Origin of the sequence: Frankia umida (genome assembly GCF_023242945.1) — a bacterium.
GTDB lineage: Bacteria > Actinomycetota > Actinomycetes > Frankiales > Frankiaceae > Frankia > Frankia umida.
This window is the reverse complement of record NZ_JALKFT010000036.1, coordinates 20,718-46,331: the sequence shown is the minus strand read 5'-3', so window position 1 is coordinate 46,331 and position 25,614 is coordinate 20,718. Positions and strand designations below refer to the sequence as shown.

The window sequence follows — 25,614 nt, the reverse complement described above, 5'->3', positions numbered from 1 at the left end:
GAGGAGGGTGAGGGTGTGGGTGGTCCAGTCGACGTGGGGGGTGGGGGTGTCGATGTGGAGGGTGGGGGGGAGGCGGTGGTGGTGGAGGGCCTGGGTGATTTTGATGATGCCGGCGATGCCGGCGGCGGCCTGGGTGTGGCCGATGTTGGTTTTGAGGGAGCCGAGCCACAGGGGGGTGTGGGGGGTGTGGTGGGGGCCGTAGGTGGCGAGTAGGGCGTTGGCTTCGATGGGGTCGCCGAGGGTGGTGCCGGTGCCGTGGGCTTCGATGGCGTCGATGTCGGCGGGGGTGAGGTGGGCGTCGGTGAGGGCTTGGTGGATGACGTCGCGTTGGGCGGTGCCGCTGGGAGCCGAGAGCTGGCTGCTCGTGCCGTCGGAGTTGATGGCGCTGCCGCGGATGACGGAGAGTACGCGGTGGCCGTTGCGGCGGGCGTCGGAGAGTCGTTCGAGCAGGATGACGCCGGCGCCTTCGGCCCAGCCGGTGCCGTCGGCGGCGGCGGCGAACGCCTTGCACCGTCCGTCGGGGGAAAGCCCACGCTGGCGGCTGAACTCGACGAAAAGTCCCGGCGTGGAGATCACCGTGACGCCGCCCGCCAGGGCGAGGGTGCACTCGCCGCGGCGCAGGGACTGGCTGGCCAGGTGCAGCGCGACCAGCGAGGACGAGCAGGCCGTGTCCACGGTCACCGCCGGCCCCCGCAGGCCGAAGGTGTAGGCCAGCCGGCCGGAGGCGACGCTGCCCGCGCTGCCCGTGCCGATGAAACCCTCCAGCCCCTCGGGATAGGGCTGCAGGCGGGACCCGTAGTCGTCGTACATGACTCCCGCGAACACGCCGGTGCGGCTGCCGCGCAGTGTCCGTGGGTCGATCCCGGCCCGTTCGAAGACCTCCCAGCTGATCTCCAGCAGCAGGCGCTGCTGGGGGTCGACCGCGAGCGCCTCCCGCGGGCTGATCCCGAAGAACCCGGCGTCGAAGAGGTCGGCGTCGTGCAGGAACCCGCCGGACCGGGTGTACGAGGTTCCCGTCTGGTCGGGGTCGGGATCGTAGAGGGCCTCAAGGTCCCAGCCACGGTTCGTGGGGAACCCGGAGATCACGTCCCGGCCGGCGTCGACCAGGTCCCAGAGATCCTCCGGCGAGCGAACCCCGCCCGGATAACGGCAGGCCATGCCCACGATCGCGATCGGCTCCTCGCTGGCAGCCGTGACCTCGGCCAGCCGCTGGCGGGCCTGCACGAGGTCGTTGGTCACCCGCCGGAGGTAGGCGCGCAGCCGGCCCTCGTTCGACGGGGAGTCGTTCGACGTCGAGTCGGTCGACATGGAATCGGCTCTCCTTGTTGATCGCCGGGCTCGCGGGGGCGGCGCCGGGTACGGGTCAGGTCGCTTCCAGGGCCAGCCCGGACTTGATCCACTTGCTCGACTCGATCGACACGACGACGGCACGCTCGCCCGGCCCGATCTCCTGCAGCAGCTGTTCGAGCTGGAAGAACACGATGGCGTTGCCGACGTTTCCGGTCCGGTGCACACAGCTCACCTGGGACGAGCCGACGCCGAGGCGCTGGCCGATGAGCGCGGTCATCCGGCCCGAGAGCTGTGGCGGCAGCAGGTAGTCGACGTCGTCGCCCTTCCACTCGAGCTCGTCGAGCAGCTCGTGCAGGACCTCCTGCGACATCACGGGGACGAGCTCCTCGATCGCCTTGTAGTCCTCGGTGGCCGCGGGGCGTTCCTGCGGTCCGCCGCGGTTGGCCGGGCCGAACCACTCCAGGGTCGCGCCCGGGGCCCGGCCCAGGCCGACGAGTCGGGTGAGCACCGAACGCACCGCCACCGATCCCGGTCCCGGGTCGGTGCGCAGAACGGCTGCTCCTGCCCCATCGCCGAACAGCACGAAGTTGACCAGCTCCGCAGGGTGCACGGAACGCAGGTCGACGTCCAGATCGTAGAACCGTGCGATCACGTCGCCGCCGAGGACGAGCGCGGTGCGGTGCCGACCTGACCGCAGGATCTGACTGGCCAGGTCGAGCGCCTGCACGGCGCCCGAACAGCCGGACTGGAGCTGGTAGCTGGGGACCTGGTCGACGCCGAGGCGATCGGCGATGACGTTCACGGTCGCCGGCATCAGGCTGTCCGGTGTCGCGGTGGCCATGACGATGACGTCGACGTCGCCGGCCTGCAGGCCGGCCCGGCTCAGCGCCGCTCGGGCCGCGGCCTCGCCGAGGTCGGCCAGGGACGTGCCGACCTCGCCGGTTTCGAGATCGACAGCAAGGTGTCTGCTGCGGGTACCGACAAACGTGTCGACCCACTGTTCCCAGAGCGCGTCCATCCCGAATCGTCGGGCCAGTGAGGCGTTGTCCACCGCTGGTCCGGGCAGTGCCGAGCCCGCGGACAGCAGATGTATCTCGGTCGCCCCCACGTCGGTCCTTTCGCAGCTGGTCCTCCGCCCGGCGGTCGGAAACAGCCGCCGGGCGGCGGGCGGGGGCGGCGCACGGCGCACGGCCACAGGTGCGCTGGTCGGTGCGGCGTGAGCCACCCGTTGTCGGTGTGGGCGTCGGCTCAGCCGTGAAGGGCGATGCGTGCCTCGACCGGCTGGTCGGGCTCGATCACCCGCCATTCCCGGCGCCCGTCCAGGCCGCGGTACACGCCGTCGAGACCGACCGCCGGGTAGCCGACCCAGACGCCGTTCTTGACATCGTTGAAGTCGGCCCAGCCCTCGGCGTGGATGACTCCGTCCCGCAGGAACAGGTCCTCTGAGTAATAGGTGAGGACAGCGCCGTGCACCTTCTTGTAGCGGATCTCGTACCGACCAATGCTGATCCCCAGCAGCTCGCGGGAGGAGTCGTAGAGTTCGTCGTAGTAACTGCCGATCTGGCCGATCTGAGGGTCGGCGACGTCGACGTTCTGCTCGTTCCTGATCTGGGGTTCCCAGATCCCCTCGTGCACGACGGACAGGCCGCTGTGCTCGCCGGCGTCTTCGGCGCTCCCGGTGCCGGTGGCAGGCTGGGCAGCCCCGGCGCCGCCCGGGCGCACGGTGGAGGGGGAGACGGACAGCAGGCGGGTGGCCGCGATCAGGGCGGCGGTGAGAACGGATCCGGAGACGAGCCCGGAGGCCGTCGTCGAACGACGGATGTTCATCATCATCCTTGTCTGGTGAGAAGGGCTGGAGCCGGGCGGAGGTCGTGCCGTCCGGCGGGTTACCTGGCGAGGACCAGCTGAACCGTGGACACGAAAGGCGTCGGCGTCATGTGGATGCTGCGGATGGCGGACCACCCGGCAAGCTCACCGGCGATGGCGAAACCGGGCACCGACACGTAGGCGCCGGCGAACTCGGCGGTCAGGTCGTTGAGGCCGGAGAAGTGGAAGATCGTGCCGAACAGGCGGACCTGTTCGGTCCGCACCGCGAACCGGTGCCCGTCCTGCGGGCGTTCGTGGACAACCTCCAACCGCCCGGACGTCGTGCCGATCAGCGTTCCGTCGGCCGTCTGGATCTCGTCCTCGTAGTAGCGGACCTGTCCCGGGCGCGGTACCGGAGTGATCTCGCCATGCCCGCCGAGGACCCGTTCGGTCAGGTCGGTGACCCGGACGACACCAGCGACGTCCGGTTCGGTCGCCAGCTTCCACAGCGCCGTGGATCCGTCGGCGGGGAGCCGGGCGTCCGGATCCGTCGTCGACGCGGCCAGGCCCGGCAGGTGTCCGGTCAGGAACGCCGAGGTCGCCGCGAGCAGGTCGGTGTGCCGCCCAGTCGGCGCCATCAACGCACGCTCCCGGTTTCCCAGCTGGCCGGCAGGCTGACGACGCCGTGCAGCCCGGCCGGGTGGCGTAGTTGGAGATCGTCGAGGTCGACGGCGAGGCGCAGGTCGGGGATCCGCCGGAACAGCGTGGTCAGCGCGATCTCCAGCTCGGCCCGGGCCAGGTTCTGACCCAGACACTGGTGGATTCCGTAGCCGAAGGCGACATGCCGGCGGGCCAAGCGGAGCGGATCGAAGGTGTCCGGTTCGCCGAAGACGGCGGAGTCGCGGTTCATGGCCGCGATGGCGACGATGATGCCGTCACCCTCCCGGACGGCGTGGCCGGCGATCTCCACATCCCGGGTTGCGAACCGGGCGGCACCATCCGCGATCGACAGGTGACGCAACAGCTCCTCCACGACGTCGCCGACCGCAGCAGGATCCGTGCGGATCCGCGCGAGCGCGTCGGGACGTTCCAGGAGCGTGAGTACGCCCAGCGCGATGGCATTGGCTGTGGTCTCGTGCCCGGCCACCAGCAACAGCAGGGAGATCTCGGCGAGGGTGCGGGTGTCCAGTTCCTCCCGGTCGACGTACAGGGCGATCAGCTCGTCGAGCAGGCCCTCGCCGCGCTCGGCGCGCTTGGCCTGGATCAGTTCCTCCAGGTAGAGCCGGATCCGGGTGAAGGCGTCCGCGCTGTCCTGCTGGCTGGAATCACCGTGCACGATGCGGCGTGCCTGGGCCTCGAAGAACGCGTGGTCATCGTAGGGGACACCGAGCAGGGCGCAGATCACGGTGGAGGGCACCGGCAGCGCGAACTCCGGCACCAGGTCCGCGCTGGTCCCACGACGCACCAACCCGTCCAGCAGATGGTCGACGATCTGCTGGATCCTGGGCCGGAAGGCGTTGATCCGACGGACGGTGAAGCTGGCGGTCAGCATCCGGCGCTGTGCGGTGTGCTCCGGTGGGTCCATACCGATGAAGTTGCGGACCGCGCGGGCCGCCTCGAAACGTGGGGCGGTGGCCGGGAACCGGGGGTTGGCGCGTACCGAGGAGAACGACTCGTGGTCCGCGAGGACCCGGCGGCCCTCGTCGTACCCGGTGACGATCCATGCGCGGCGACCGTTGTACAACGTGACCTCGGCGAGTGGGCCGTGTGTGCGCAGTGCGGGGTATCCAGCGGGCTCCGCGAAGGGGCATCCGCGGGCGGTGGGAAACTCGGGAATGTCGTGGGGTCCGGTGGCGACCGGCACGGTGGACTGGTCGGACACTTTCCACCTCCTTCCTGGTCTGCGAATGTTCCGGTTCCAGGCGCGCGGGACCTGCTCATCCGCCCGCGGTCAATCGGTCCGTCACCGTTATCGCCCGGGCCGGACACAGGTCCGCGGCCTCGTGCGCGGCCGGCAGTGAGCTCACGGGCACCAGCTCACGAACCGCCACGACCAGCCCGTTCTCGTCCTGGTCGAACAGTTCCGGAGCCACCGAGACGCACCGGCCGGCGCCCACACAACAGGACGCGTTCACGGTCAGATATGCCACGGACCCAGCTCCTTCTCGCCGTGAGCGAAACGTCGAGAACGCCCGAATCCGGCCGGCCTGGATGGTCAGGAAAAACGTTCCACAACCGTCCGCTTCGAGGTTCCCCGGCTGGTGCGGCGATCCGTTTGTCGGTCCTATCGTCGCGCGCCGCGCTGACAGTCGCCTTATCGGACGCTAAATCCGGAAAGTCGACCGGGGATGGCGTCGAGGAGTTCCCGGGTGTACTCGTGGCGGGGACTGGCGAACAGTTCCTCGCCGGTGGCGACCTCCACGAGCCGGCCGGCACGCATGACCCCGATCCGGTCCGCGATCGTGCGGACCACTGCCAGGTCATGCGTGATGAACAGGTACGACAGGCCGAGCTCCGCCTGGAGCGCGGCGAGCAGTTCGAGGATCTGCGCCTGCACGGTGACGTCGAGGGCGGACAGCGGCTCGTCACAGACGACCAGGTCGGGATGCAGGGACAGCGCGCGGGCGATGGCGACGCGTTGGCGCTGACCACCGGAGAGCTCGGCAGGACGGCGATCGAGCAGCTGTTCCGAAAGTGCGACCTGCGACAGCAGCTCACGGACCCGGGACCGGCGGGTCGCCCGCGTGCCGACACCGAACAGCCGTAGCGGCTCCTCGATCGTCTCGGCGACACTGAACCGCGGATCGAGAGAGGCGTAGGGGCTCTGGTAGACCACCTGCATGCGTCGGCGCAGCCGGCGCAGCGCCGCGCCGCGCAGATCGGTGATGTCGACGCCGTCGAGCTGGATCCGACCGCCGCTCGGATCCAGCAGCCGCAGCGCCAGTCGGGCGGTGGTGGACTTCCCGGATCCGGACTCGCCCACCAGGGCGAACGTCTCGCCGCGGCCGACGGCGAAACTGACGTCGTCGACGGCGCGGACCGATCGTGGGCCGGCCCCGGTCCGGGGCAACGGAAAGTCCTTGACCAGGCTCTCGACCACCAGCAGCGCTGTCGGCTCGGGTGGCGACAGCTCCTGCGACGCGGGCTCCGGCCGCTGCGTCGCGCTGGCCTGGGTCGGCGTCGCGGACCGTGCCACGGTCTGGGTGTCCTGAACGGTATCGGGCCGGTGCGGTGGCCCGGGTGTCACCGGGCTGGCTGGTGCGGCGGGCATGTTGGCAAGGCCGAGGCCGGGCGCGTCGGAGATCAGCCTGCGGGTGTAGGGGTGGGACGGGTCGCGCAGGATCTGGCGGGACGGCCCGCGTTCCACCACGTGTCCGCCGGACATCACCACGATCTCGTCGGCGCGGTCCGCGGCCACGGCCAGATCGTGGGTGATCAGCAGGACGGCCGTCCCCCGCTCGCTGATCATCTTCCCCAGCTGGTCGAGGATGCGGCGCTGGATCGTCACATCGAGAGCGCTGGTCGGCTCGTCGGCGATCAGGAGCCTGGGCTCGGCGGCAAGGGCGATCGCGATCAGCGCCCGCTGTCGCATGCCACCGGAGAGCTCGTGCGGGTACTGCCGGGCCCGCAGCCGCGGATCGGGCAGACCGGCCCGGGCCAGAGCGGAGACCGCTGCGGCCGGCGCTGTCCGCCGAGTGGCCAGCCCGTGGATCCGCAGCACCTCCGCGACCTGGACGCCGATCCGCTGTACCGGGTTCAACGACACGGTCGGGTCCTGCGGAACGAGTGAGATCTCGCTGCCCCGGTAGGCACGCAGTCCCGCCGCCGGCAGAGATGCAAGATCGACCCCGGCGAACCGGATGGACCCGCCTTCGATCCGGCCTCCGGCCGGGAGCAGACCGATCACGGCATGCGCGGTGGTGGTCTTGCCCGATCCGGACTCGCCCACCAGAGCGACGACCTGACCGGGACGGACGTCGAGGTCGATGCCGTGCACCACCTCGGTGGCCGTCGAGCCGCGGCGATAGGACACTCGTAGGTCGCGGATCGCCAGCAGTACGCCGTCCGCTGCGTCGGTCAACGTCCCGTCCTCCGTTCTCCCTCGAGTGCGCGGGCGATTCGGTTGGCGGCCAGGACGGTCGCCACCACGGTCAGCCCCGGCATGGTCGTCAGCCACCAGGCAGTGTCGAGGTAGTCCCGTCCGTCGGCTACCAGCGAGCCCCACTCGGGCGTGGGCGGTGCCGCCCCGAACCCCAGGAAGCTCAGCGCCGAGACGGCCAGGACGGCGGTGCCGAACTCCAACGCGGCGAGGACAAGAACCGGCCCCCAGGCGTGCGGCAGCACGTGGCGCAGGAGCACCTGGTCGCTCCGGGCCCCGCAGGACACCGCCGCCTCGACGAATACGGCGGTGCGTACCCGCAGCACCTCGGCGCGGGTGACCCGGGCGAAGGCCGCCACGCTTGTGGCTCCGACCGCGAGCGCGATGTTCACGGTGCCGAAGCCGAGCGCGGTGATCAGCGCAAGGGCCAACAGCAGGGCCGGGATGGCCAACGCCAGGTCGACCAGCCGCATGATCACGGCGTCCACCCGGCCGCCGAAGAAGCCCGACACCATGCCGAGCGCCGCCCCGCAGACCAGGCCGACCGCCACCGCGAGCACGGTGGCCTGCAGGGACAACGCGGCGCCGTGCACCATCCGGGCGAACAGGTCTCGGCCGAGTTGGTCGGTGCCGAACCAGTGCTCGGCGCTCGGGCCGCGCAGCCGCTCGGTCACGTCGCCACGCAGAGGGTTGTCCGACGTCAGCAGGTCCGGGACGAAGGCCGCGACCAGTACCGCGAGCAGCAGCAGAAGCGACAGGGCCAGTCCGGGCCGGCGAGACAGGGACACTACGGCGCGCGCCAGTCGCCGGCCGACACCTGCGGCTGGCGACTGCTCCGGAGCGGACGGCGGACCGGTCGGCTCGGCCGCGGGATGCGGGCCAGCGACCGTGACCATGGCGGTCACTGCTGGTGAATCAGTCAACGTTGCTGCGCTTTCAACGGGGTTCCGCGGCGAGGCTCACGATCCGCGGATCCAGGAGGGGATAGGTGAGGTCCACGGCCAGGTTGACCACCGTGAACAGGGCCGAGCTGAGGATCACCAGGCCGAGCACGACCGGGATGTCCTGGGTGCTCACCGCGGTCGCCGTGGTACGCCCGACTCCCGTTCGGGAGAAGACTGTCTCCACGACCACGGAGCCGGCGAGCAGGTTGCCCGCCCACACGCCGGCGAGTGTCAGCGCCGGCAGAGCGGCGTTGCGCGCACAGTGCCGCAGCTGCACCCGCTGCGGTGAGGCACCCTTCGCCGCGGCGGTCGTGACGTAGTGCTCCGCCTGGGTGGCACGCAGGCCACGGGCGAACACCTGGGCGATACCCGCCGCGGTCGGCAGGGCAAGAGTGATCATGGGTAGTAGCAGACTGCGACTGCCGTCGTTCCCGGTCGCCGGCAGCAGGCCCCAGCGGAAGGAGACGAGCTGGATCAGCATCAGGCCGACCCAGAAGGTCGGCAGCGACGCCCAGAACGGGGGAATCGACAACAGCACCTGACGGGCCCAGGACCACCGCGCGAACGTGCCCCAGTAGGCCAGGCCGAGGCCGAGCAGCACTGCGAGCGCGAACGCGGCCGCTGCCAGCTCCAGGGTGGCCGGCAGCACATCGAGGAAGATCTGGGCGACGCTCCGGCCGCTCTGCACCGAAACGCCGAAGTCCCCCCGTGCCGCGTGCCAGAGGTGGTCGACGTACTGGACGGCAACCGGTCGGTCCAGTCCGTACTGGGACCGCAGCTTCTCGACCTGCGCATCGTCGACCGAGCTCTGCTCGGATCCGGCGCTGACCATGAGCGACACCGGATCGCTCGGCAGCAGGTACAGCACCGCGAAGCAGACGGTGTACGCCGACCACAGGACGAACAGCGCCTGCAGGAGACGGTGAACCAGGTATCTCTTCATCGTCGAAGCCCCTGTCAGGTGTCGGTGTGGGCCGGCCCCGCCCGCTTCCGCGAACCGAGCCGGCCCACGGCGGGTCAGCCGGCGATCCAGGCGTCGAAGAACTGAAGCCAGGAGTGCGCGGTGAACGTCACGCCCCGCACCTTCGAGGAGAAGCCCATGATCGAGGTCTGCTCGACCACGGGGATGCCGTAGCCGGTCTCCAGCACCCGCCGTTGCGCCTGTTCGACGAGTTCGTTGCGACGGGCTGGGTCGGTGGCCGCGTTCTGGTCGTTGAGGATGCTGTCGATACCCGCCTGGGCCGAGCCGGCCGCCGGGGGCTTCTTGGACCCGAAGATGGTCCGCAGGATGTCCGGATCGGCCCGGGTCGTCCCGCGGGCCCAGAACAGGTCGTAGTCGTTGGACTGGTACAGCGGCTGAAACTGGGCGAGGGAGAGCCGCTTCACAGCGAGTTCGATGCCGACCCCGCCCAGTTGCTGCTGGACGAGCTCCAGGATCGACTGCTCCGGGCCGAACCCGGACGGCACCCACAGCACGTCGAGGTGCAGGCGCCGGCCGTCCTTGACCCTGATGCCGTCCTGGCCGGGCCGCCATCCGCTGTCGTCGAGCAGCTTCTTCGCGGCGGCGGGATCGTAGCCGATCAGCGAGCTGAGATCGCTGTGGCCCGGAGTCCTGCTGGACAGGATGCTCGTCGCCGGCCTGAAGTCATCGTTGAGAAGCGTGTCAACGATCTGTTTGCGGTCGATCCCACGCTGGATGGCGGGTAGGACAGCTGGGTCACGCAGGACCGGGCGGCTCTGGCTCGGGCTCGCGTGCAGGTTCGACACGATCCCGGCATGAATGGTCGCAAGCAGGTCAAGACCCTGCTTCTCCAGCCCGGGTGCGTCCTGGGGTGAGACCTGTGCGATGCCGTCGACCTGGCCCGACTTCAGACTGCCGGTGCGCACGCCGGACTCGGTGACCACCGTGAAGACGAGCTTGTCGAGATAGGCCGCACCGCGGTGGCGGGCGAGCGGGGACGCCCAGGCGTAGTCCTTGCGCTGGCTGAGCACGACGCGCTGGTTGGGTACGTAGCTGTCGACGACGAATGCTCCGGAGCCGATCGGTGGCTGCGAGCATCGTTGGGCCGGGGTGCGGCTGAGGGTGGCCGGCGAGACGAAGCCCAGGCTGGGTGTCGTCGTGGCCTGGAGGAACTGTGCGGTCGCAGCGTTGAACTCGACCCGCGCGGTGCGGGCGTCCACGACGACCGTGCGCGCGTAGCCGCTGAGATAGGCATAGCCCAGCGTCGCCTTGGCACCGAGGGCCACCACGGCGTCGAAGTTCTTCTTCACCGCGGTGGCGTCAAACGGAGCACCGTCGCTGAAGGTGACGCCGTCGCGGAGATGGAAGGTGTACGTCTTCGCGTCCGGGCTGATCTCCCACCGCTCGGCCAGCCAGGGAACGATCTTCAGAGTCTTCGGGTCCTGGTCGGTCAGTGTGTCCACGACCTCCCGGCCGATCGTCAGACCCTCGCTGAGCTGGATCTGCTGGGGATCCAGGCAGGTGGGGTCGCTGCCGAGGGCAAAGGTGAGGGTGCCGCCGGACTTCGGTGATCCGGCGTCCCCGGCAGCGCCACCGTCGCCGCCGGATCCACAGGCGGTGGCGACCAGGGCGACCGCCATCGCGGGGATGACGAGGGTTCGGATACGCCCGAAAGGTCTGAGGGGATGTGCTCGAGACAAGAAAGGACTCCCGGAGAAGGACAACAGGTTGGGAAACGGCGACCGTCGGCGGTGGTCAGCCTCGACAGAGGCTGCTGTTCAGCCGCCCGTAGTCGACATGGCGGCGCAGGACGAGCACGGTCCCCGGTGCCTTGGGGTGCGGCGGCCAGACCTGCGCGCGCCATGACGTGCCGGGCATGGCCCGCCCCGGCCAGCGCACCGCGCTCATCGGTGCTCGCGTTCCCGGTCGGCCGGTGGATGCGCCGCGGTGGCGTCCCTGACCGGACGGGACGAGGTGACAACCGGGCCGGCTCCCGGGTGGGGCGGACCGGAGACGAGTTCGGAGGGCCTGCCGTCCACCCCCACCGGGACGTCACCCTCGAGGGTCACCCGGTAAAGGACCCGGTCGAACTCGAAGTCGAGGTCGTTGAGGTCGCCGGGCACAAGATGCGCGGTGGCGCGGTTGTCCCAGAACGCCACGCTCCCGGTTTCCCAGCGGAACCGGACCGTGTACTCGAACCGGGTGATCTCACGGTGGAACATGGCCAGGACCTCCTGGCTCTGTCGGGGTGAGAGTCCGATGACCTGCTGGTCCGCGAGCGTGAAGCTGGGGCTGACGAACAGGGCGCGTTCCCCGGTCTCCGGGTGGACGCGTACGACCGGGTGGATGGCCACCAGTGGACCGCGGGCGTCCTGATCCGCGTAGGAGCCACCCGTCTCATGGGTGTGACCGAAACTGTGACGGGCCTGGAGCTGGTCGGCCAGGTTCCGCAGTGGGCCGGGCATGCCCCGGTACGCCGCGACGAGGTTCGTCCACACGGTGTCCCCTCCGTACGGAGGGACCTGCTGCGCTCGCAGGATCGCGCCGGCCGGCGGGTTGACCAGAGCAGTCACGTCGGAGTGCCAGCCATTGTCGAACGTGGCCCACTTGCGACCGAAGGCGGCCTCATAACGTCGGCTGTCCAGGGCAAGTACCTCGGGGAAACCCGGTGGTGTCTCGTCCTCGTGCGGGTGGGCGCGGGTGGGCACACCGAACCGGCGCGCGAAGGCCACGTGTTCGCCATGGCCGATGGACTGCCGCCGGAAGAACAGCACCTTCCAGCGCAGTAGAGCCGCTCGTAGCTGCGCGACCGTGGTGTCGTCGAGGTCCTCGCCCAGGTCCACCCCGCCGATGTCCGCACCCGTATGGGCGGTGATCGGCCGCACCTCGATACGGGTCAGGCCCATCGCGTCTGCCATGGCTTGTTCATCCACCTTCGGGCTCGATCTCCGGGGCTCGATGTGTGCACTGGGTAGCAACCGTGTGGCGGCACGGCCGCCGCGACCGGCTGCCCCGAGGCGGGGATCGCCTGTCGGGGCGGGCGGGGAGCTGATCTGTGGGCCTTTCCTCCCCTCCTGTCCTTCCCTCCTGGTCCCTGGCCGGCGAGGCACCGGACGTGTGCAGTACACAATATCGATCACTATAGTTAGATGAACCACAAGGTTCAATACTAAATACGGAGACGGAAGTTTTTCTCCGGGGTGGCTGGGTCGGCACTGTTGGTGTCCGGTGCCCGATGCCGGACCCTCACCGTGGTGCGGGGTCTCGGGGGCGCCGCCGGCCGCGCGGTGGCTTCCCGACCAGCATGCGTGCGCTCCATGGCCTCGCCCGCCAGGGTCGGGCCGGCGGCACCCGCCGCCGGGCGCCGTGGAGCGCGGTGGGGGCCGGAGCCTACGCCGTGCCGTTCGGTCTAACGCTCCAAAAACATGCTCCGGACACCGACGAAAAAGTTTTCCTGGCGGCTGGATCCGATGTGTTCCCGACTGCCGTCGAAAAACGGCCTGCGCGTTTCTCGATAAATTTCGGCAGGAGGTCCTTGCCTGCTCAATTACCTGGCCGAGAAGCTGATCATCGTCGCGGTCGCGGCGGCGGAAGGCGGCCGACGATCCGGAGGTGGCGAATGCGGTGCTCCTCCGATCCGGCCGTCGGCCGTCGGCCGTCGGCCGGTGACCTGGGTGGGAAGCGCTTGCCAACGAACAGTGCCATACGTATTCTGTCGATTATCTCCGATTCAGTGCGCTGTCTGTCAGTCGTGCCCGCAGTCGGGTGTCTGGTCGGCAGTGCAGCCGGTCGGGTCAGTGTGCTGGTGGTACGACTTGATCGTGTCTGTGGGAGGGATCGTGCCCATGGGAAGGCCACTTCTCGTGCTGTCACGTCGTCGTCACGTCGATTTCGGCCTGGTGGTGACAACGTCCTGTCCCCGGTCGTGAGCGGCATCACTTCTTCGCCGCCCACGTCTCGGGCTTTTCTGGTCGGTGAGTGCGGCGTTCCGTTCGCCGAGGTCGGCCGGCGCGATCAGATCCGGTCAGCCCCCGCCTTCAGGGTGCGCTCCGGGTCGCCTCGCGGGCCCGGTGGGTTTTCCCTGTCAGGCTCCCTGTCTTTCATCTGCGATCCAGCCGCCGCCGCGGGGCGCCCCACGTCGATGGATCCTGTTCTGCATCCTGCTGTAGTTCTGCTACTGATGGTCACCATGCCAGGTCGATATGTGGCATGGAGTGACCTTATGGTTGCCAGTCGGGGTTGCCGGGCCGTGTCCGCCGACGGTTGGTAGCTGAGACCCCAGACCGAGCCGTGCAAAGGTCGGAGAACCACGTGCACTACAAGATCCTGGGTCCGCTTCGAGTGTGCGACGGAGAGCGCAACCTGACTCCCAGCGCACGCAAACCAGCCATCCTCCTCGCCAACCTGCTCCTCAAATCTCCACAGGGCGCCACGATAGAGCAGCTCCAGGACGAGATCTGGGGGGCGAGTCCACCCAGTCGCGCGTCAGCCGCGGTACACGTTCACGTGTCACGGCTGCGCAAACTCTGGGGCGGCTCCGAGTCGCCCCTGCAAACAAGCACATCCGGCTATGTGATGCATATCCGTAGTGGCGAGCTGGATCTCCATGAATTTGAGCGTCATGTCCATTCCGCGCGTTGCCTGTATCGGTCGGAGAATTATGGTGAGGCCGTCGAAAGTTTTCGTGCGGCGCTCGGGGTCTACCGTGGCCCCGCGCTCGACGAGCTGCGAGAAAGCCCCGCTGTGCGAAACTTCTCGACCCGCTTCGAAGAGCACCGTCTGGAGACGGTCGAGCTGATGATTGAATGCGAGCTCACGCTCGGCCGGCACCGTGAGCTGGTGGGATGGCTCTACGCACTGACGGCCGAGTATCCGCTGCGGGAGACCTTCCACCGCTACCTCATGATTGCGCTGTACCGATCGGAACGGCAAGGTGACGCGCTCAAGGCCTATCGGTCGGCCCGAGCGATTCTGCGGGACGAACTCGGTCTGGAGCCGGGGCGCGCGCTGCGGGAGCTGCAGCGCGCGATCCTCGCCGCCGACTGTCAGCTCGAGCTGAGAGCCGTAGTACGGAGGTGAACCGGGGGTGGGCGTCGGTACGCCGCGGCCGCCGGCCACGACGTACCGACGCCACGTCCGCCATCCGTCGCCGGGCACCCGGCGGGCCGGACAGCCCGCAACGCGCCGGCCGAGGCTGCCCGGCGCTGGTCGGTCGGCGTCAGGCCCGTTCGGCACCGACGGCCACGTCGAAGATCTCTTGGAGGGTGGACGCTTCCAGCACCTCGGGTAGGGAGATCGGCTGTGCGGTCTCCCGCTCGAGAATCACGCAGAGGGCGAGCAGGTGAACGGAGTCCCAGCCGACCACATCGGTGAGGGGCAGCTGTGCGTCCGCGGACGTGACCGGCAGGCCGATCTCGTCACGGATGATGGTCATGAGATCGTCGACAGTGTTCACTGTGACTCTCCTCCCGCGAGCTGCATGGCCAACTCGACGTGGTCGGGGCTGGGCGGGATCTCCGCGAGGTCGTGATGGAACACGGTCTCCGCCGTCGTGGGTGCATCGACGGCGACGAACCCGGACCGCGGGTAGAAGTCGCGCACCTTGCCGTTCTTGGCCGTTTCCCGGTACCGGCCGACGACGCCGGTCGCCCCGGTGGCGCGGGCGTGGCGCAGCACCGCGGACAGGCATGCCTGCTCGATGCCCCGGGCGAACACCCGGCAGCTGAGCAGGAAGTTGTCGATGTGCACGAGATCGTCCTCGCGGTGGGCCAGCACAGCACCGGCGAGCCCGTTGTCCCCGAACCGGTCGGAGCAGCGGATTCCCAGCACCAGACTCTCGGGGTCGCGGGTCAGCGCGGCGACCGCGGCCGGCTGCAGCCGTCTGCCGGTGAGATTGAACTGATTCGTGCGCAACGTGATCTGCGAGATCCGATTGACCTGGCTGTCCGTCGCCGTCGCCAGCAGTACACGGACGCCGAGCTCCCGCAGGTAGCCGTCGAGCGAGTCGAAGCTGTGCAGGAAGTTGCGGCGGTCGGCCTCCGCACGGTAACGGGCCGGCCGCTCGTGATCCTCTTCGGTGAGAACTCGCAGGTCGAACCAGCCGTCGTCAAGCAGCGCCTCGACGTGACGGGCCGGTTCGCCGTCGAGCGCGACCACCGCCACCTCCGGGAGCTCCCGGAGGACCAGCCCCCGCTCGTAGGGGCTGTCGTCGGCGAACACGAAACTGTCGACCCCCAGATTCAGGTCGGCGGCCAGCTCCCGCAGGTTGTCGTGCTTCGGCCGCCAGTTGGCGACCACCCGAACGAAGTCGTTCTCCCGCAGGACCATGTCGGGGTGGTGCAGGAGAACCTCGCTGACGGTCTCGGCATCGTTCTTGCTGACAGCGCTCAACAGCACACCCTGGGAGCCGAGCTGCCGAACGACCCGCTGGAACGCGCGGAACGCCTCGCCCCGGTACGTCTCGCCGATCTCGATACCGTCTGCTCCGTCGTCTCCGAGAATGCCGCCCCACAGCGTGCCGTCCAGGTCGAGCACCAGGTTCTTGCGTGTCCGGCCGGTGAGTGCGCGGGCGAGGTGACCGATCTCGCGGGCGTAGGCGGCGAGCAGCTCGGCGGACAGGTGTGCCTTCGCGTAGAGGCTCATCCGGGCATCCCGGGCAGGGACGCCGTCGGCCAGCAGCGGATCGGTGTCCACCACGACAAGGGCCGGATGCCGCTCCGCGAGCCGGAGCAACCGCGCGTTGGCCTCCCGCCAGAGTGCACCGAGCCGGGCACGGGAGGCATGGTCGATCAGTTGCGCGGTGTGCACGCGGTTCAGCGGTGCCGTGTTCAGGACGAGGACACCGTGGCCGGCCTCCTCGAAGCGCCGCGCCAGGCCCTGCAACAGCACGAGTTTTTCCGTCCAGACCCGTTCGACGTCGTCGGGCTGCCACGGCACGGCCACCTCGGACCAGATCAGGTCCGGATCCAGCACGCACAGCACGAGGTCGGGGTGGCTGGCATACAGATCGCTGGTGGGATCCGCGAGATCGGTGATGTAGCTGTCGAAGTCGCCGAGGTGTACCCGGGCCAGGAGCCCGTGTCGGGCCAGCTCCGCGGTCAGCGGTGGAACAAGCCCGGCGAGGGTCCCGTGCCCGATCACCGCGACGGTCAGTGTGGTGAACCCGGGATGATGGGCCAGGACCTCGTCCGGGTCGATCCGGGCCAGCAGGCGCCCAGCACGAACCAGGTCCTCGTCGGACCGGCCGCGCAGGAGGCCCTGGACCGCCGGATAGTGTTCCGCCAGGAGCCCCGAGCGGTACAGTTCGAGCAGGTCGGAAAAGGTTTTCTCGCCATGGTCGGGCTGTGCGTCCGCACTGTCGGCGGCAGTGGTCACCGTTGGTGTCTTCATAGTCGACGTCCAGTTTCTTGTGCGCGTCGAGCGGCGACCTTCCACGCGACGCCGCCTGGGACCTTGATGATGACCTGTAGGGCTAAACGGCTGCTTGTCTTGGGCTTTCAGCCTTCCGTCGGTCTGAGGGGCCGTTCGCTCTGTTACCGATCGTCGTGCGGACGCACGACGGCGCCTTCGTGCTCGGGCGCATCGACGCCGTTCATGACCAGGTCGCCAGCCTGGCGCTGCGGGTCGGCGAGGTGTTCGTGCTGGTGGGGTATCGGGTTGGCCCCGAGGATCCCTTCCCTGCCGGCCTCGATGACTGCTAGCGCGCTCTGACCCGGGCCGCCGCTGAGCCGCCGCACCGCGGGCATTTCGATGTAGGTGAACATCAGCCAGGCCGCCAGCGTGGACACGGTGAACGCCAGCACGAGCAGCCCCAGACCGTCCACGATCGAACGGGAGCCCTCATGCCCGGCCCAGTGGCTGATGCGACCGAGGATGAGCCAATGGATCATGTACAGGGCGAACGATATGTCGCCGAACCACACCAGTATCCGATGGCGCATCCAGGAAGGACGTCCCTGGAGATCGGCGACGGCGAGTGCAGCGATCAGTGGCGCCGTCCACAGCGTCGCCACGCCGCCGACGCCGAACAGATAGGGCACGCCGTATGTCGACATGAGGTAACCGGCGAGGCACAGAACCGTTGCAGGCAGCAGCCCGATCGGCACCCAGCGGCCGGCGAGCACGACTTTCGCGAGCAGGATGCCCAGAACGAACTCCAGCGCCCGGACCGGGGGAAAGAACCAGACGAACCAGATCTGGGTATAGGAGTACCGGCCGCCGCCAACCGCGAGCAGTCGCGGCTGTCCGGGCAGCACGTACAACGAGAAGAAGGTCACCCCGACGATCAGGCCCACCACGACACCGATGCCGAGCCACAACCGTTCGTCCCGGATTCGGACCATGCTGGCATGCTGTCTGGAGAGGGTATGCGATCTGATGTGCACGAGCATTCAGTCGCAGCTGTGAGCCACGCGCCGAGGAAGTAAACCGCCATTCTCGCTTCGGGCGTGACCGGCGCTAGCAGAGGGTTCGATCGACCCGCCACCGGTTTATGTGATCCGGCGTGGTTGTGCGGCCTCGAGCAGAATGCGGATGTAGTCGTTTTCTGTCGTCAGCCCGACGGATACCAGACGCGGCTGACGGCGGCTGTGCGGCTGGCGGGGAGCAGCTTTCCGTCGTGCGTGACAGGGCCCGCCGGGCCGGCGGCGGTGAAGGTGACGTCGACGCCGCCGCCCGTCGGGCAGCAGTACCCGTCCCCGGGGGCATAGCCGGCATAGTGCAGAACGACGCTGGGGTTGGCCGAGGTCGCCGCGCGCACGAGGGTGACGGCGCTGCTGGGGTCAGGCGCGTCGTAGCCCACAAAGCAGTCGCCGACAAAGAAGTAGGCCCGCACGATGTTCGTGCCCGCGGGCTGCTGCACCAGACCGAGCATCACGTTGAGACTGCGTCCCTGGTCGTAGCCGCGGTATTCGCTCACGGACATGCCGTCGGCGCGCAGATACGCCTCCGCGTCGAAGACCGTCCGAATTCCGCAGCGTGCCGGGGCCGGGTCGCGTTGCTGCGCGCTCCCGGTGCGGTCGGTGCCGCTGGTCCGGCCGTCCGCCGCTGTGGCATGTGGTTCGTTCGGGCCGGTCGCGGTGCTCGGGGACGTCGTGTCGGTCGCGGGCCGCTCGCTCGAGACGGCGGCGGAGCCGGTGACCGCGGTGGGGCCGGTGGCCGTGGCGGTGGTGGTGGCGGTGGTGGTGGCGGGGCCGGCTCCGCTGGTGGAACCAGTGGTGCCGGCGGAACCGGCCATGCCGACAGCTCCGTCGTGGCCGGTCGGCAGCATCGCCCAGGCCACCGCGCCGACCGCGGTCAGCAGGGCCACGGCGACCGCCATGAGCACCACGGGCCGCACCCAGCGCCGCCGCCTCGGACCGCTGCCGATCACCGGCCGTCCCACCAGGGCGTCCCGCGGGGAGGGGGAGCCTGGGGCGAGGCTGTCCGGCGAGCCGGGAGCGGCCCGGGGTATCGGCAGACAGGTGACCCTCTCGTCGTCGTCCTCGTCGGACGCGGACGCCACATCGGCGGCGATGTCGGCGGCGGTGAGGGCGTCCTGGAGGTGGCGGGCGGTCGGCCGGGTCGCCGGGTCCTTCGCCAGGGCCGTACGGACGAGGGAGGCGAGCCGTGCGGGCAGGCCGTCCAGGTCGGGCTGGCCGTACAGGATGCGCAGGGCGACGGCCTCGATCGTCTCGGCGTGGAACGGGGAGCGGCCGGTCGCGGCGAAGCTGACACACGCCGCCCAGGCGAAGACGTCGCTGGCCGGGCCGACCTGCTCGCCGCGGATCTGTTCGGGGGCCATCCAGGTGACGGTGCCGAGCGCGGTGCCGGTGCGGGTCTGGCGGGTGGCGTCCCGCGCGCGGGCGATGCCGAAGTCGATGATCTTCGGTCCGTCCCAGGCCAGGATGATGTTGGCGGGTTTGAGGTCGCGGTGCACGACGCCGGCGGCCTCGATCGCGACCAGCGCCTCGGCGAGCCCCGCCGCGCACCCGTCGAGCACCCGGCCGGTCAGCGGCCCGTGTGCGTCGACGGCGTCGGCGAGGGTGCTTCCCTCGACGTACTGGGTGGCGTACCAGGGCTGCTCGGCGTCGGGGTCGGCATCGACCAGCGCCGCGACGTGGCGGCTGTGAATCCGCCCGACCGCGTCGACCTCGGTGCGAAACCGTCGGCGGAAGTCCGGGCGGGACGCGACTCGCGTGTTCGGTATCTTCAGCGCGACCGCCTGGCCATCCCGCCCGAACGCCAGGTAGACCACGCCCATGCCGCCGGAGCCGATCCGATGGTGCACGGTGTAGTCGCCGACGTGGCGCGGGTCGTCATCCCGCAGGGGCTCGAACATGACCACCCTTTCCCCTCGGTCGACATCGTCCGTCCCTTCCCAGGACGCGCACCGATGCGCCTTCGTTGTCGACCTGTCGGATAGCCGATCGCCGTCCGCGGTCCTTCGCCGCGGCGGTCGGCGGCGCCGTCGGGGCGCCGCTCAGAGCAGGCCGCTCAGGCGGCGGTGGTCACGAACGCGGCGGTGGTGACACCGATGGTGGTCAGCGGGCCGGTCACATCGCCGATCAGGACCGTCCAGTTCCGGGTTGTCCGGTCGATACCGCCGGTGGACGAGTTCGGCCGCGCCCAGACGATGTCGCGCGGGCCGCAGGAGTAATAACCGACATAGTCCGGATGGTTCTGCGGGGCGCCCCAGGCGCCCCAGGCGCCACCGTCGCGTAGCCGGCAGCGTTCGCCGTTGGCCAGGTTCAGGCCGAGCAGAACGGGATTGTTCGCCGGGGTGACCTTGGCGACCAGCGCCTGCGCGGTGAGCGCGGTCAGGGTGGTCGAGAACGGGTCGCGCAGGCAGAGCATCCGCCGTGGCTGGGGTGTCGGCCAGCAGGCGTCGGTGGCGGCGGCGCTGGGGGAGCAGTAGTAGATGTCGCCGCTGACGGCGGACGGCGACGGGTAGACCCGGCTGGTTTGACATCCTCCCCGGCTTGAAGACCGGGGATTCCTACCCTCGCGGGCAGGTTTTCCTGTTTCACTGACAGATGCCTCCCCACTGCTAGGAGTGGGGTGGTCTCACTCCGTCTCCGCAGGCGATCACGGCGAGCCCCGCCGCGAGAACATTCCGTGCCGCGTTCACATCCCGGTCGTGGACCGCACCGCACCGGCAGACCCATTCCCGAATGTTCAGCGGCAGTTTCTCGACGAGCGTCCCGCAGGACGAGCAGGTCTTCGAGCTGGGATACCAGCGGTCCACCGCGACCACGTCGCGTCCGTACCAGCCGGCCTTGTATTCCAGCATGGTCCGCAGATCCCGCCAGCCCGCATCCGAAATCGCACGGGCAAGACTGTGGTTGCGGACCATGTTCCGTACGGTGAGATCCTCGACGACGATCGTTTGGTTTTCGCGAACGAGTCGAGTCGACAGCTTGTGCAGATGATCCCGCCGGCGGTCGGCGATCCGACCGTGCACCCGGGCCACTTTCACGCGGGCTTTCGCCCGGTTCGCGGAGCCCTTCTTCGTCCGGGACAGTTCCCGCTGTGCCCGGACCAGCCGGGCCTGGTCGGTCCGGGCGTGCCGCGGGTTGGCAATCTTCTCCCCGGTGGACAGCGTGACCAGCGACGTGATGCCCGCGTCCACCCCGACCTGCCCGTCCGCCGCCGGCAGCGCCTCGGTCGGGCAGTCCACCAGGATCGACACGTGATACTGGCCCCGGCTGTTGCGGGACACCGTCACCCGCGACGGCACCGCGCCTTCCGGGAGCGGACGGGACCAGACGATCCGCAGCGGCGCGGCCTGCTTCGCCAGCCTCAGCCGCCCGTCCCGGAACGTGAAACAGTTCCGGAAGTAGGTCGCCGCATCGTTCGTCTTCCCCTTCCGCTTGAACATCGGATGGCCGGCCCGTTTTCCCCAAAAGTTCACATAGGCGGTTTGGAGATTCCGCAGCGCGGCCTGTAGCGGGCCTTTCGACGGCTCGGCCAACCACAGAGTGTCCGGGTCCCGTTTCCACCCGGTGAGCATCAGATCGGTTTCCGCATGGCTGATCCGCCGCTGTTCCTGGGACCACGCCCGGTGCCGTTCGGCAAGTGCCCGGTTGTAGACGTAGCGGACACAGCCGAATGTTTTCGCGAGGTTCTCCATCTGGCCGGGGTTCGGGTAGAAACGGTAGCGGTACGCCCGCTTCACCACCCGACTTCCCACACCTGACAGAATACACGATTCCCCGGTCATTCTGGCAGCCGAGTTGACGCGCTAACCCCGCCCTGAAGGACGGGGCCTGCGCGCTACGTTTCCCGGTCACCGCAGTCGATCGGCGACCGCGGATCATCCTCGGCGCTGTCGAGGGTCCAGCCACTCGCCGGCCGCCCACGCTGGTCGACCGGCGCCAGGGTGATCCGCCGGGTCCCCTGGCCGGCGGATGCGCCGCTGGCAGCCGCGGCCGGAACCGCCGTCGCGGCGGTAACCGTCGGTGTGGTCGTCCCGGCCGCTGGCGCGCTGGCCTGGCCGCTACTGGCGCAGCCGGCGAGTGCGATCATCGACGCCGCTGTGACAAGGACCGCCGCCCACCGGCGGACATGGGCCGCCCACGGCCGCTCATCGGTGACCCGCCGACCCGTTGCGCCTGCCCACACGACTGCCTCCCGGCCAGGTACGTGACGTCGACTCGCGACCCGACCGGCGGACCGTAACCCGTCACGGCCCGGATGTTCCCGCGCTGTCCGACACCCGACCGACCACCGCCGGAGGCGACCTGGCGCGCCGGCCGGGCCCGCACGCCTGCACGGCGCCACGCCGTGCCTGTGGCCGCGCCCCTGGCGCCGGGGTCAGCGGTCGGCTGGTGGGACGGCGTGGGCGTCGTAGGTCTGCCGGCTGCGCAGGACCTCGTCCATGTGCTGTTCGGCCCAGGACTTGATCGCCCGGATCGCCTGGTGGAGGGACAGCCCGAGCTCGGTCAGCTCATAACGGACGGTCACCGGGACGGTGGGGGTGACCGTCCGGGAGACCAAGCCGTCGCGTTCGAGGGAGCGCAGGGTCTGGGTGAGCATCTTCTGGCTGACACCGACCAGCCGGCGGGACAGCTCGGAGTAGCGCAGGGGCGCCGCCTCGGCGGAGCACTCCCCGGCCGGAACGCTGTCACCACCCAGCGCCGCCAGGATCAGGGTGACCCACTTGTCGGAGATCCGGTCGAGGAGCTGGCGGCTCGGGCAGGCGGCCAGGAACGCGTTGTACTCCAGTTTGGCCTGCTCCCGGCGCTGGACGGAGGTGGCGGTCGGCATCGGGGCTTCCTCCAGGTGTCATACGCACTTCCAGGTGCCTACTTCCCAATGGAAAGTAACCGTTGCAGGGTGGAGCCCGCAAGCCCCTGTCTTCGCACTCGCCAGGAGGAACCCATGAGCGCCACCACGTTTCGCACGGTCGTCGTCCGTGACCCGGGCAGCGCAAAGCCCCTCGAGTTCATCCAGGTGCCAGCGGTCACCCCCGGGCCCGGCGAGATCCTGGTGCGGGTCGCGGGCGCCACGGTCAACCCGGTCGACCTCGACGTCGCGGGCGGTTTCTTCCACTCCCTGGGGCTGATCCACCAGACCGAGCACACGGGCCTGGGCTGGGACTTCGCCGGCACCGTGGCCGAGCGTGGCGACGGCGTCGACCTGCCGGTCGGTACCCGGGTCGCGGGCCTGATCGCCGGCCTGGACCGCGACTTCGGACCGTACGGCGAGCAGGTCATCGTGGCGGCCGCGGACGTCGCCGTCGTCCCCGACGGCCTGGACCTGGTCGCCGCGGCCACGGTGCCGCTCAACGCGCTCACCGCCGCTGGCATCGTCGACCTGCTCGGCGACGCTCCGGCCGGCGGGGACCGGCTGCTGGTGACGGGGGCCGCCGGCGCCGTGGGCGCCTACGTCATCTCCCTGATCGCGGACCGCGGCTGGCGGGTGACGGGTCTCGCCCGGGCCCAGGACGAGGAGTTCGTCCGCGGCCTCGGCGCCGACTTCACCACGCGGGCCGAGTCCGGCTGGGACGCGGTGGCCGACGCCGCGTCCCTCCAGGCGCAGGGTGTGGCACTGGTCCGCGACGGCGGACTGTTCGTCGGCGTGCGGCCCGCGCTCATGCCGGCGGCCGAACGGGGCGTCACCGTGCTCGCGGTGAGCGTGCGGCCTGACGGATCTCGCCTGGCCGGCCTGCTCGCCCGCACCGCCAGCGGCGAACTGCCCGCCCGGGTGCACGCCGTCGTCCCGCTCGAGCAGGCCGCCGAGGCGCACCGGGCGATGGCCAAGGGCGGTCTGCGTGGCCGCTACGTCCTGGTGCCCTGACCAGCAGGAGCGCCCGTCCGTCCGGTCCGGACTTGACCTTGACACGATGTGAAGGTGTCCACTGGGTGCAGGAGGTGGTCCCGATCAACAGCCCGATCAGCACGACGACAGCGACCCCGCGGCACGCCCACCTGGTGAGCGCCCTGGATGCCATGGACCCGTCGGTCCGGCTACGGGCGGCGCTGGCGGCCGGCTCGGATCCCGAGCCCGCCCTCCTGGAACCCCTCGTCCAGCGGTGCGGGGTCGAGCCGGACGCGTTCGTGCGGGACATGCTGACCTGGGCGCTGACCCGGCTCCCACCGGAGATCACCCTGCCCAGGATCCGCCGGGAACTCGACTCCGAGCACGCGGGCGCCCGCGGCCAGGCCCTGCACACCCTCTCCAAGATCGGTGACCGGCGGGCGTGGCCCTGGATCACCCACGCCCTGCTGCGCGACACCGACGACGAGGTCGCGCGCACAGCGTGGCGGGTCGCGGTCACCCTCGTGCCCGAGGACGCCAAGGAGGCCCTGGCCGAGGAACTGGTCCGCCAGCTCGGCCGCGGCGACCGCGCCATGCGGCTGAGCCTGAGCCGGGCCCTCGTCGACCTCGACACCGCGAGCGAACCCGCGCTGGAGCGGGCCGTGGCGAACCACGACCCGGCGGTGGCCGCCCATGCCCGTGCCACCGAACTGCTCCGCCGCGATCCGGAATCGGGCTTCGACGCGGCCGTCGACGAGGCGAGGCGCATCGTCACACTCGGGGACGCGCGGGCCGCGGGTTGCTGATCGGGGAGGTGGCCCGCCGTTCGGGGGTGAGCACCCGGATGCTGCGGCACTACGACACGCTCGGCCTGGTACGACCGACCGGTCGCACCGTCGGCGGCTACCGCGAGTACTCCACCGAGGACGTCCGCCGGATCTTCCACGTGGAGAGCCTGCGTTCCCTCGGGCTCTCGCTCAAACAGGTCGCACGCGCCTTGGAGGATCCGGCCTTCGCCCCGTCCACCCTGGTCAGCGACCTCATCCGATGGACGCGGGACCGCCTGGCGCGAGAACAGGAGCTGCTCGAGCGGCTGTGCGCGATCGACGCGGCGGCCCCCGACGGCTGGCCGGACGTCCTGCGCGTCGTCGAACTCCTCCAGGGACTCAGTTCGCCGGACGCCGCGCGCCGGCAGCAGGCCGTCCTGGCCCAGCCGGACGGCGGGTCGGTTCCCGCCGAGCTGCTCGCCGAGGCGCTCCTGGCCGAATCCGACCCCAACGTGGCGGGCGCGCTGCGCTGGGCGCTCGCCCGCTCGGCGGGTGACGCCGTGGCGACACTGGCCCTCGGCCTGCACGCACCGGATGTCGAGGTTCGCCGGCGCGCGACGTTGGCGATCGTCGGCCTCGCCGACGCCCCGGGTGCGACCGCGCTGCTCGCGGAGGCACTCGAGGACGTGGACGCGACGGTGCGCAGACACGCCGCCCTGGCGTTGGGCCGGCGGGCGGCGACCGAGGCCGTGCCGACGCTCGTGGCCATGGTGGTCGAGGGCGCCCACGACGTCGACGCCGCGGAGGCCCTCGGCGCGCTGTCCGAGAACCCGGGACGCGCACAGGAGATCATGACCGCGCTGGTCGACGAACTCGCCGCTCCCACCGCGGACTCCCCGACCCGGATTCGCCTCGTCCAGGCCCTGGTCGAGCTGCCAGGCGCCCAGGTCCGGGAGGTCCTGCGCCAGCTGACCCACGACGACGACCCCGTCGTCGCCCTCGTGGCATCCGCCTTCGTCGCAGCTCTCGACGAACGGCCGGCCGGCGACGACGCCCCGGGCGCCTGACCGCCCACCGAGTCAGCGCAGGGCCTGGTCGCGCGGCTCGGACACCACGGGGACCGGGTCGGCCAGCAGCTCGTAGGAGCGAATCCGGTCGGCCTTCTCCTCCAGGCGGGAGAGCGGTAGGCGGCGACCTCGGCCGGACCGGGGTAGCGGCCGGAGGCACTCCCCTGGGCCGGCACACTGATCCCATGTCTGACCCCAACGCTCCCTCAGCCAGCAGAGCACCCTTCTGGGGCCACCCCGGCGTGGTCCGGGCGGTGGTGGTGTCGCCGGATGGTCGGCAGATCGTCAGTGGTGGCGACGATGGGTCGGTGCGGGTCTGGGACCGTGCGAGTGGGGTGGAGCAGGTGGTGCTCACTGGCCACACCGGCCCGGTCAACGCGGTGGCGGTTACTCCGGATGGTCGGCAGATCGTCAGTGGTGGCAGGGATGGGTCGGTGCGGGT

The 25,614-nt window shown here is 70.0% G+C and carries 25 protein-coding genes and 1 pseudogene; 6 read left to right on the top strand and 20 right to left on the bottom strand.

Annotated elements, in window-relative coordinates; genetic code table 11:
• The 12 genes from MXD59_RS22725 to MXD59_RS22670 all read right to left on the bottom strand — a co-directional run.
• On the bottom strand, positions 1 to 1,308 hold a 1,308-nt coding region (locus MXD59_RS22725), incomplete at its 3' end, for a type I polyketide synthase (RefSeq protein WP_248826624.1).
• A 55-nt stretch (positions 1,309 to 1,363) separates the two neighbouring features.
• Positions 1,364 to 2,398 (bottom strand): 3-oxoacyl-ACP synthase III family protein, encoded by a 1,035-nt coding sequence (locus tag MXD59_RS22720; RefSeq protein ID WP_248816143.1) that lies wholly within the window; start codon positions 2,396 to 2,398, stop codon positions 1,364 to 1,366.
• A gap of 140 nt (positions 2,399 to 2,538) precedes the next feature.
• Positions 2,539 to 3,117 carry an allene oxide cyclase barrel-like domain-containing protein gene (locus MXD59_RS22715; protein ID WP_248826623.1) on the bottom strand — a complete coding sequence of 193 codons (579 nt, stop codon included), beginning with the start codon at positions 3,115 to 3,117 and terminating at the stop codon, positions 2,539 to 2,541.
• 59 nt (positions 3,118 to 3,176) lie between these two features.
• Positions 3,177 to 3,734 (bottom strand): allene oxide cyclase barrel-like domain-containing protein, encoded by a 558-nt coding sequence (locus MXD59_RS22710; RefSeq protein ID WP_248816141.1) that lies wholly within the window; start codon positions 3,732 to 3,734, stop codon positions 3,177 to 3,179.
• Positions 3,734 to 4,978: a cytochrome P450 gene (locus tag MXD59_RS22705; protein WP_248816140.1), complete on the bottom strand. Its 1,245-nt coding sequence runs from the start codon at positions 4,976 to 4,978 to the stop codon at positions 3,734 to 3,736. Before MXD59_RS22705 ends, MXD59_RS22710 begins: the two co-directional genes overlap by 1 nt.
• 55 nt (positions 4,979 to 5,033) lie before the next feature.
• On the bottom strand, positions 5,034 to 5,246 hold the full coding sequence (locus MXD59_RS22700) for a ferredoxin (RefSeq protein WP_248816139.1): 213 nt from the start codon (positions 5,244 to 5,246) through the stop codon (positions 5,034 to 5,036).
• Between the two features lie 164 nt (positions 5,247 to 5,410).
• Positions 5,411 to 7,177, bottom strand: coding sequence for a dipeptide ABC transporter ATP-binding protein (locus MXD59_RS22695; protein WP_248826622.1), 1,767 nt, complete (start codon positions 7,175 to 7,177; stop codon positions 5,411 to 5,413).
• Complete coding sequence (locus MXD59_RS22690; RefSeq protein ID WP_248816137.1) at positions 7,174 to 8,091, bottom strand: ABC transporter permease; 918 nt, start codon at positions 8,089 to 8,091, stop codon at positions 7,174 to 7,176. The genes MXD59_RS22695 and MXD59_RS22690 overlap by 4 nt, the downstream gene beginning before the upstream one ends.
• Positions 8,092 to 8,131: 40 nt before the next feature.
• Positions 8,132 to 9,082 carry an ABC transporter permease gene (locus MXD59_RS22685; protein ID WP_248816136.1) on the bottom strand — a complete coding sequence of 317 codons (951 nt, stop codon included), beginning with the start codon at positions 9,080 to 9,082 and terminating at the stop codon, positions 8,132 to 8,134.
• Between the two features lie 74 nt (positions 9,083 to 9,156).
• The gene (locus MXD59_RS22680) at positions 9,157 to 10,740 is read right to left on the bottom strand and encodes an ABC transporter substrate-binding protein (protein ID WP_248826621.1); all 1,584 of its coding nucleotides are present in this window, start codon (positions 10,738 to 10,740) and stop codon (positions 9,157 to 9,159) included.
• 115 nt (positions 10,741 to 10,855) lie between these two features.
• Positions 10,856 to 11,008, bottom strand: a complete 153-nt coding sequence (locus MXD59_RS22675) for a hypothetical protein (RefSeq protein ID WP_248826620.1) — start codon at positions 11,006 to 11,008, stop codon at positions 10,856 to 10,858.
• A complete protein-coding gene (locus tag MXD59_RS22670) occupies positions 11,005 to 12,018 on the bottom strand; it encodes a TauD/TfdA dioxygenase family protein (protein WP_248816133.1) in 1,014 nt (337 codons plus the stop codon). The genes MXD59_RS22675 and MXD59_RS22670 overlap by 4 nt, the downstream gene beginning before the upstream one ends.
• Positions 12,019 to 13,411: 1,393 nt before the next feature.
• Between MXD59_RS22670 and MXD59_RS22665 the strand changes: the two genes are divergently transcribed.
• The gene (locus MXD59_RS22665) at positions 13,412 to 14,179 is read left to right on the top strand and encodes an AfsR/SARP family transcriptional regulator (RefSeq protein WP_248816132.1); all 768 of its coding nucleotides are present in this window, start codon (positions 13,412 to 13,414) and stop codon (positions 14,177 to 14,179) included.
• A 139-nt stretch (positions 14,180 to 14,318) separates the two neighbouring features.
• Here MXD59_RS22665 and MXD59_RS22660 read toward each other — a convergent pair whose 3' ends face one another.
• Together MXD59_RS22660 and MXD59_RS22655 are read right to left on the bottom strand one after the other, a co-directional pair.
• A complete protein-coding gene (locus MXD59_RS22660) occupies positions 14,319 to 14,555 on the bottom strand; it encodes an acyl carrier protein (protein ID WP_248816131.1) in 237 nt (78 codons plus the stop codon).
• The gene (locus tag MXD59_RS22655; RefSeq protein ID WP_248826619.1) at positions 14,552 to 16,474 is read right to left on the bottom strand and encodes an HAD-IIIC family phosphatase; all 1,923 of its coding nucleotides are present in this window, start codon (positions 16,472 to 16,474) and stop codon (positions 14,552 to 14,554) included. The genes MXD59_RS22660 and MXD59_RS22655 overlap by 4 nt, the downstream gene beginning before the upstream one ends.
• Before the next feature lie 170 nt (positions 16,475 to 16,644).
• Between MXD59_RS22655 and MXD59_RS27515 the strand changes: the two genes are divergently transcribed.
• Positions 16,645 to 16,800, top strand: a complete 156-nt coding sequence (locus MXD59_RS27515) for an alpha/beta hydrolase fold domain-containing protein (protein ID WP_372512177.1) — start codon at positions 16,645 to 16,647, stop codon at positions 16,798 to 16,800.
• Positions 16,801 to 16,878: 78 nt separating this feature from the next.
• Here MXD59_RS27515 and MXD59_RS22650 read toward each other — a convergent pair.
• The 6 genes and pseudogenes from MXD59_RS22650 to MXD59_RS22625 form a co-directional block, all read right to left on the bottom strand.
• Positions 16,879 to 17,442 (bottom strand): annotated as a pseudogene (locus tag MXD59_RS22650) (acyltransferase family protein); the annotation flags it as partial.
• 209 nt (positions 17,443 to 17,651) lie between these two features.
• Entirely contained in the window at positions 17,652 to 19,418 is a 1,767-nt protein-coding gene (locus tag MXD59_RS22645; RefSeq protein ID WP_248826617.1) for a protein kinase domain-containing protein, read from the bottom strand.
• Positions 19,419 to 19,573: 155 nt separating this feature from the next.
• The gene (locus MXD59_RS22640; protein WP_248826616.1) at positions 19,574 to 19,933 is read right to left on the bottom strand and encodes a hypothetical protein; all 360 of its coding nucleotides are present in this window, start codon (positions 19,931 to 19,933) and stop codon (positions 19,574 to 19,576) included.
• A 193-nt stretch (positions 19,934 to 20,126) separates the two neighbouring features.
• Entirely contained in the window at positions 20,127 to 21,257 is a 1,131-nt protein-coding gene (locus tag MXD59_RS22635; protein WP_248826615.1) for an RNA-guided endonuclease TnpB family protein, read from the bottom strand.
• Positions 21,258 to 21,352: 95 nt separating this feature from the next.
• Entirely contained in the window at positions 21,353 to 21,604 is a 252-nt protein-coding gene (locus tag MXD59_RS22630) for a hypothetical protein (RefSeq protein ID WP_248826614.1), read from the bottom strand.
• Positions 21,605 to 21,892: 288 nt separating this feature from the next.
• Entirely contained in the window at positions 21,893 to 22,345 is a 453-nt protein-coding gene (locus tag MXD59_RS22625; RefSeq protein ID WP_248816127.1) for a winged helix-turn-helix transcriptional regulator, read from the bottom strand.
• 114 nt (positions 22,346 to 22,459) lie between these two features.
• On the opposite strand from MXD59_RS22625, the gene MXD59_RS22620 reads away from it, so the two are divergent.
• The 4 genes from MXD59_RS22620 to MXD59_RS27510 form a co-directional block, all read left to right on the top strand.
• Positions 22,460 to 23,377 carry an NADP-dependent oxidoreductase gene (locus MXD59_RS22620; RefSeq protein ID WP_248816126.1) on the top strand — a complete coding sequence of 306 codons (918 nt, stop codon included), beginning with the start codon at positions 22,460 to 22,462 and terminating at the stop codon, positions 23,375 to 23,377.
• Positions 23,378 to 23,442: 65 nt separating this feature from the next.
• Positions 23,443 to 24,144 carry a HEAT repeat domain-containing protein gene (locus MXD59_RS22615; RefSeq protein ID WP_248826613.1) on the top strand — a complete coding sequence of 234 codons (702 nt, stop codon included), beginning with the start codon at positions 23,443 to 23,445 and terminating at the stop codon, positions 24,142 to 24,144.
• Positions 24,145 to 24,152: 8 nt separating this feature from the next.
• Complete coding sequence (locus MXD59_RS22610; RefSeq protein WP_248826612.1) at positions 24,153 to 25,172, top strand: MerR family transcriptional regulator; 1,020 nt, start codon at positions 24,153 to 24,155, stop codon at positions 25,170 to 25,172.
• A gap of 185 nt (positions 25,173 to 25,357) precedes the next feature.
• Positions 25,358 to 25,614: WD40 repeat domain-containing protein (locus MXD59_RS27510; protein WP_372512174.1), on the top strand; the 257-nt coding region annotated here is incomplete at its 3' end.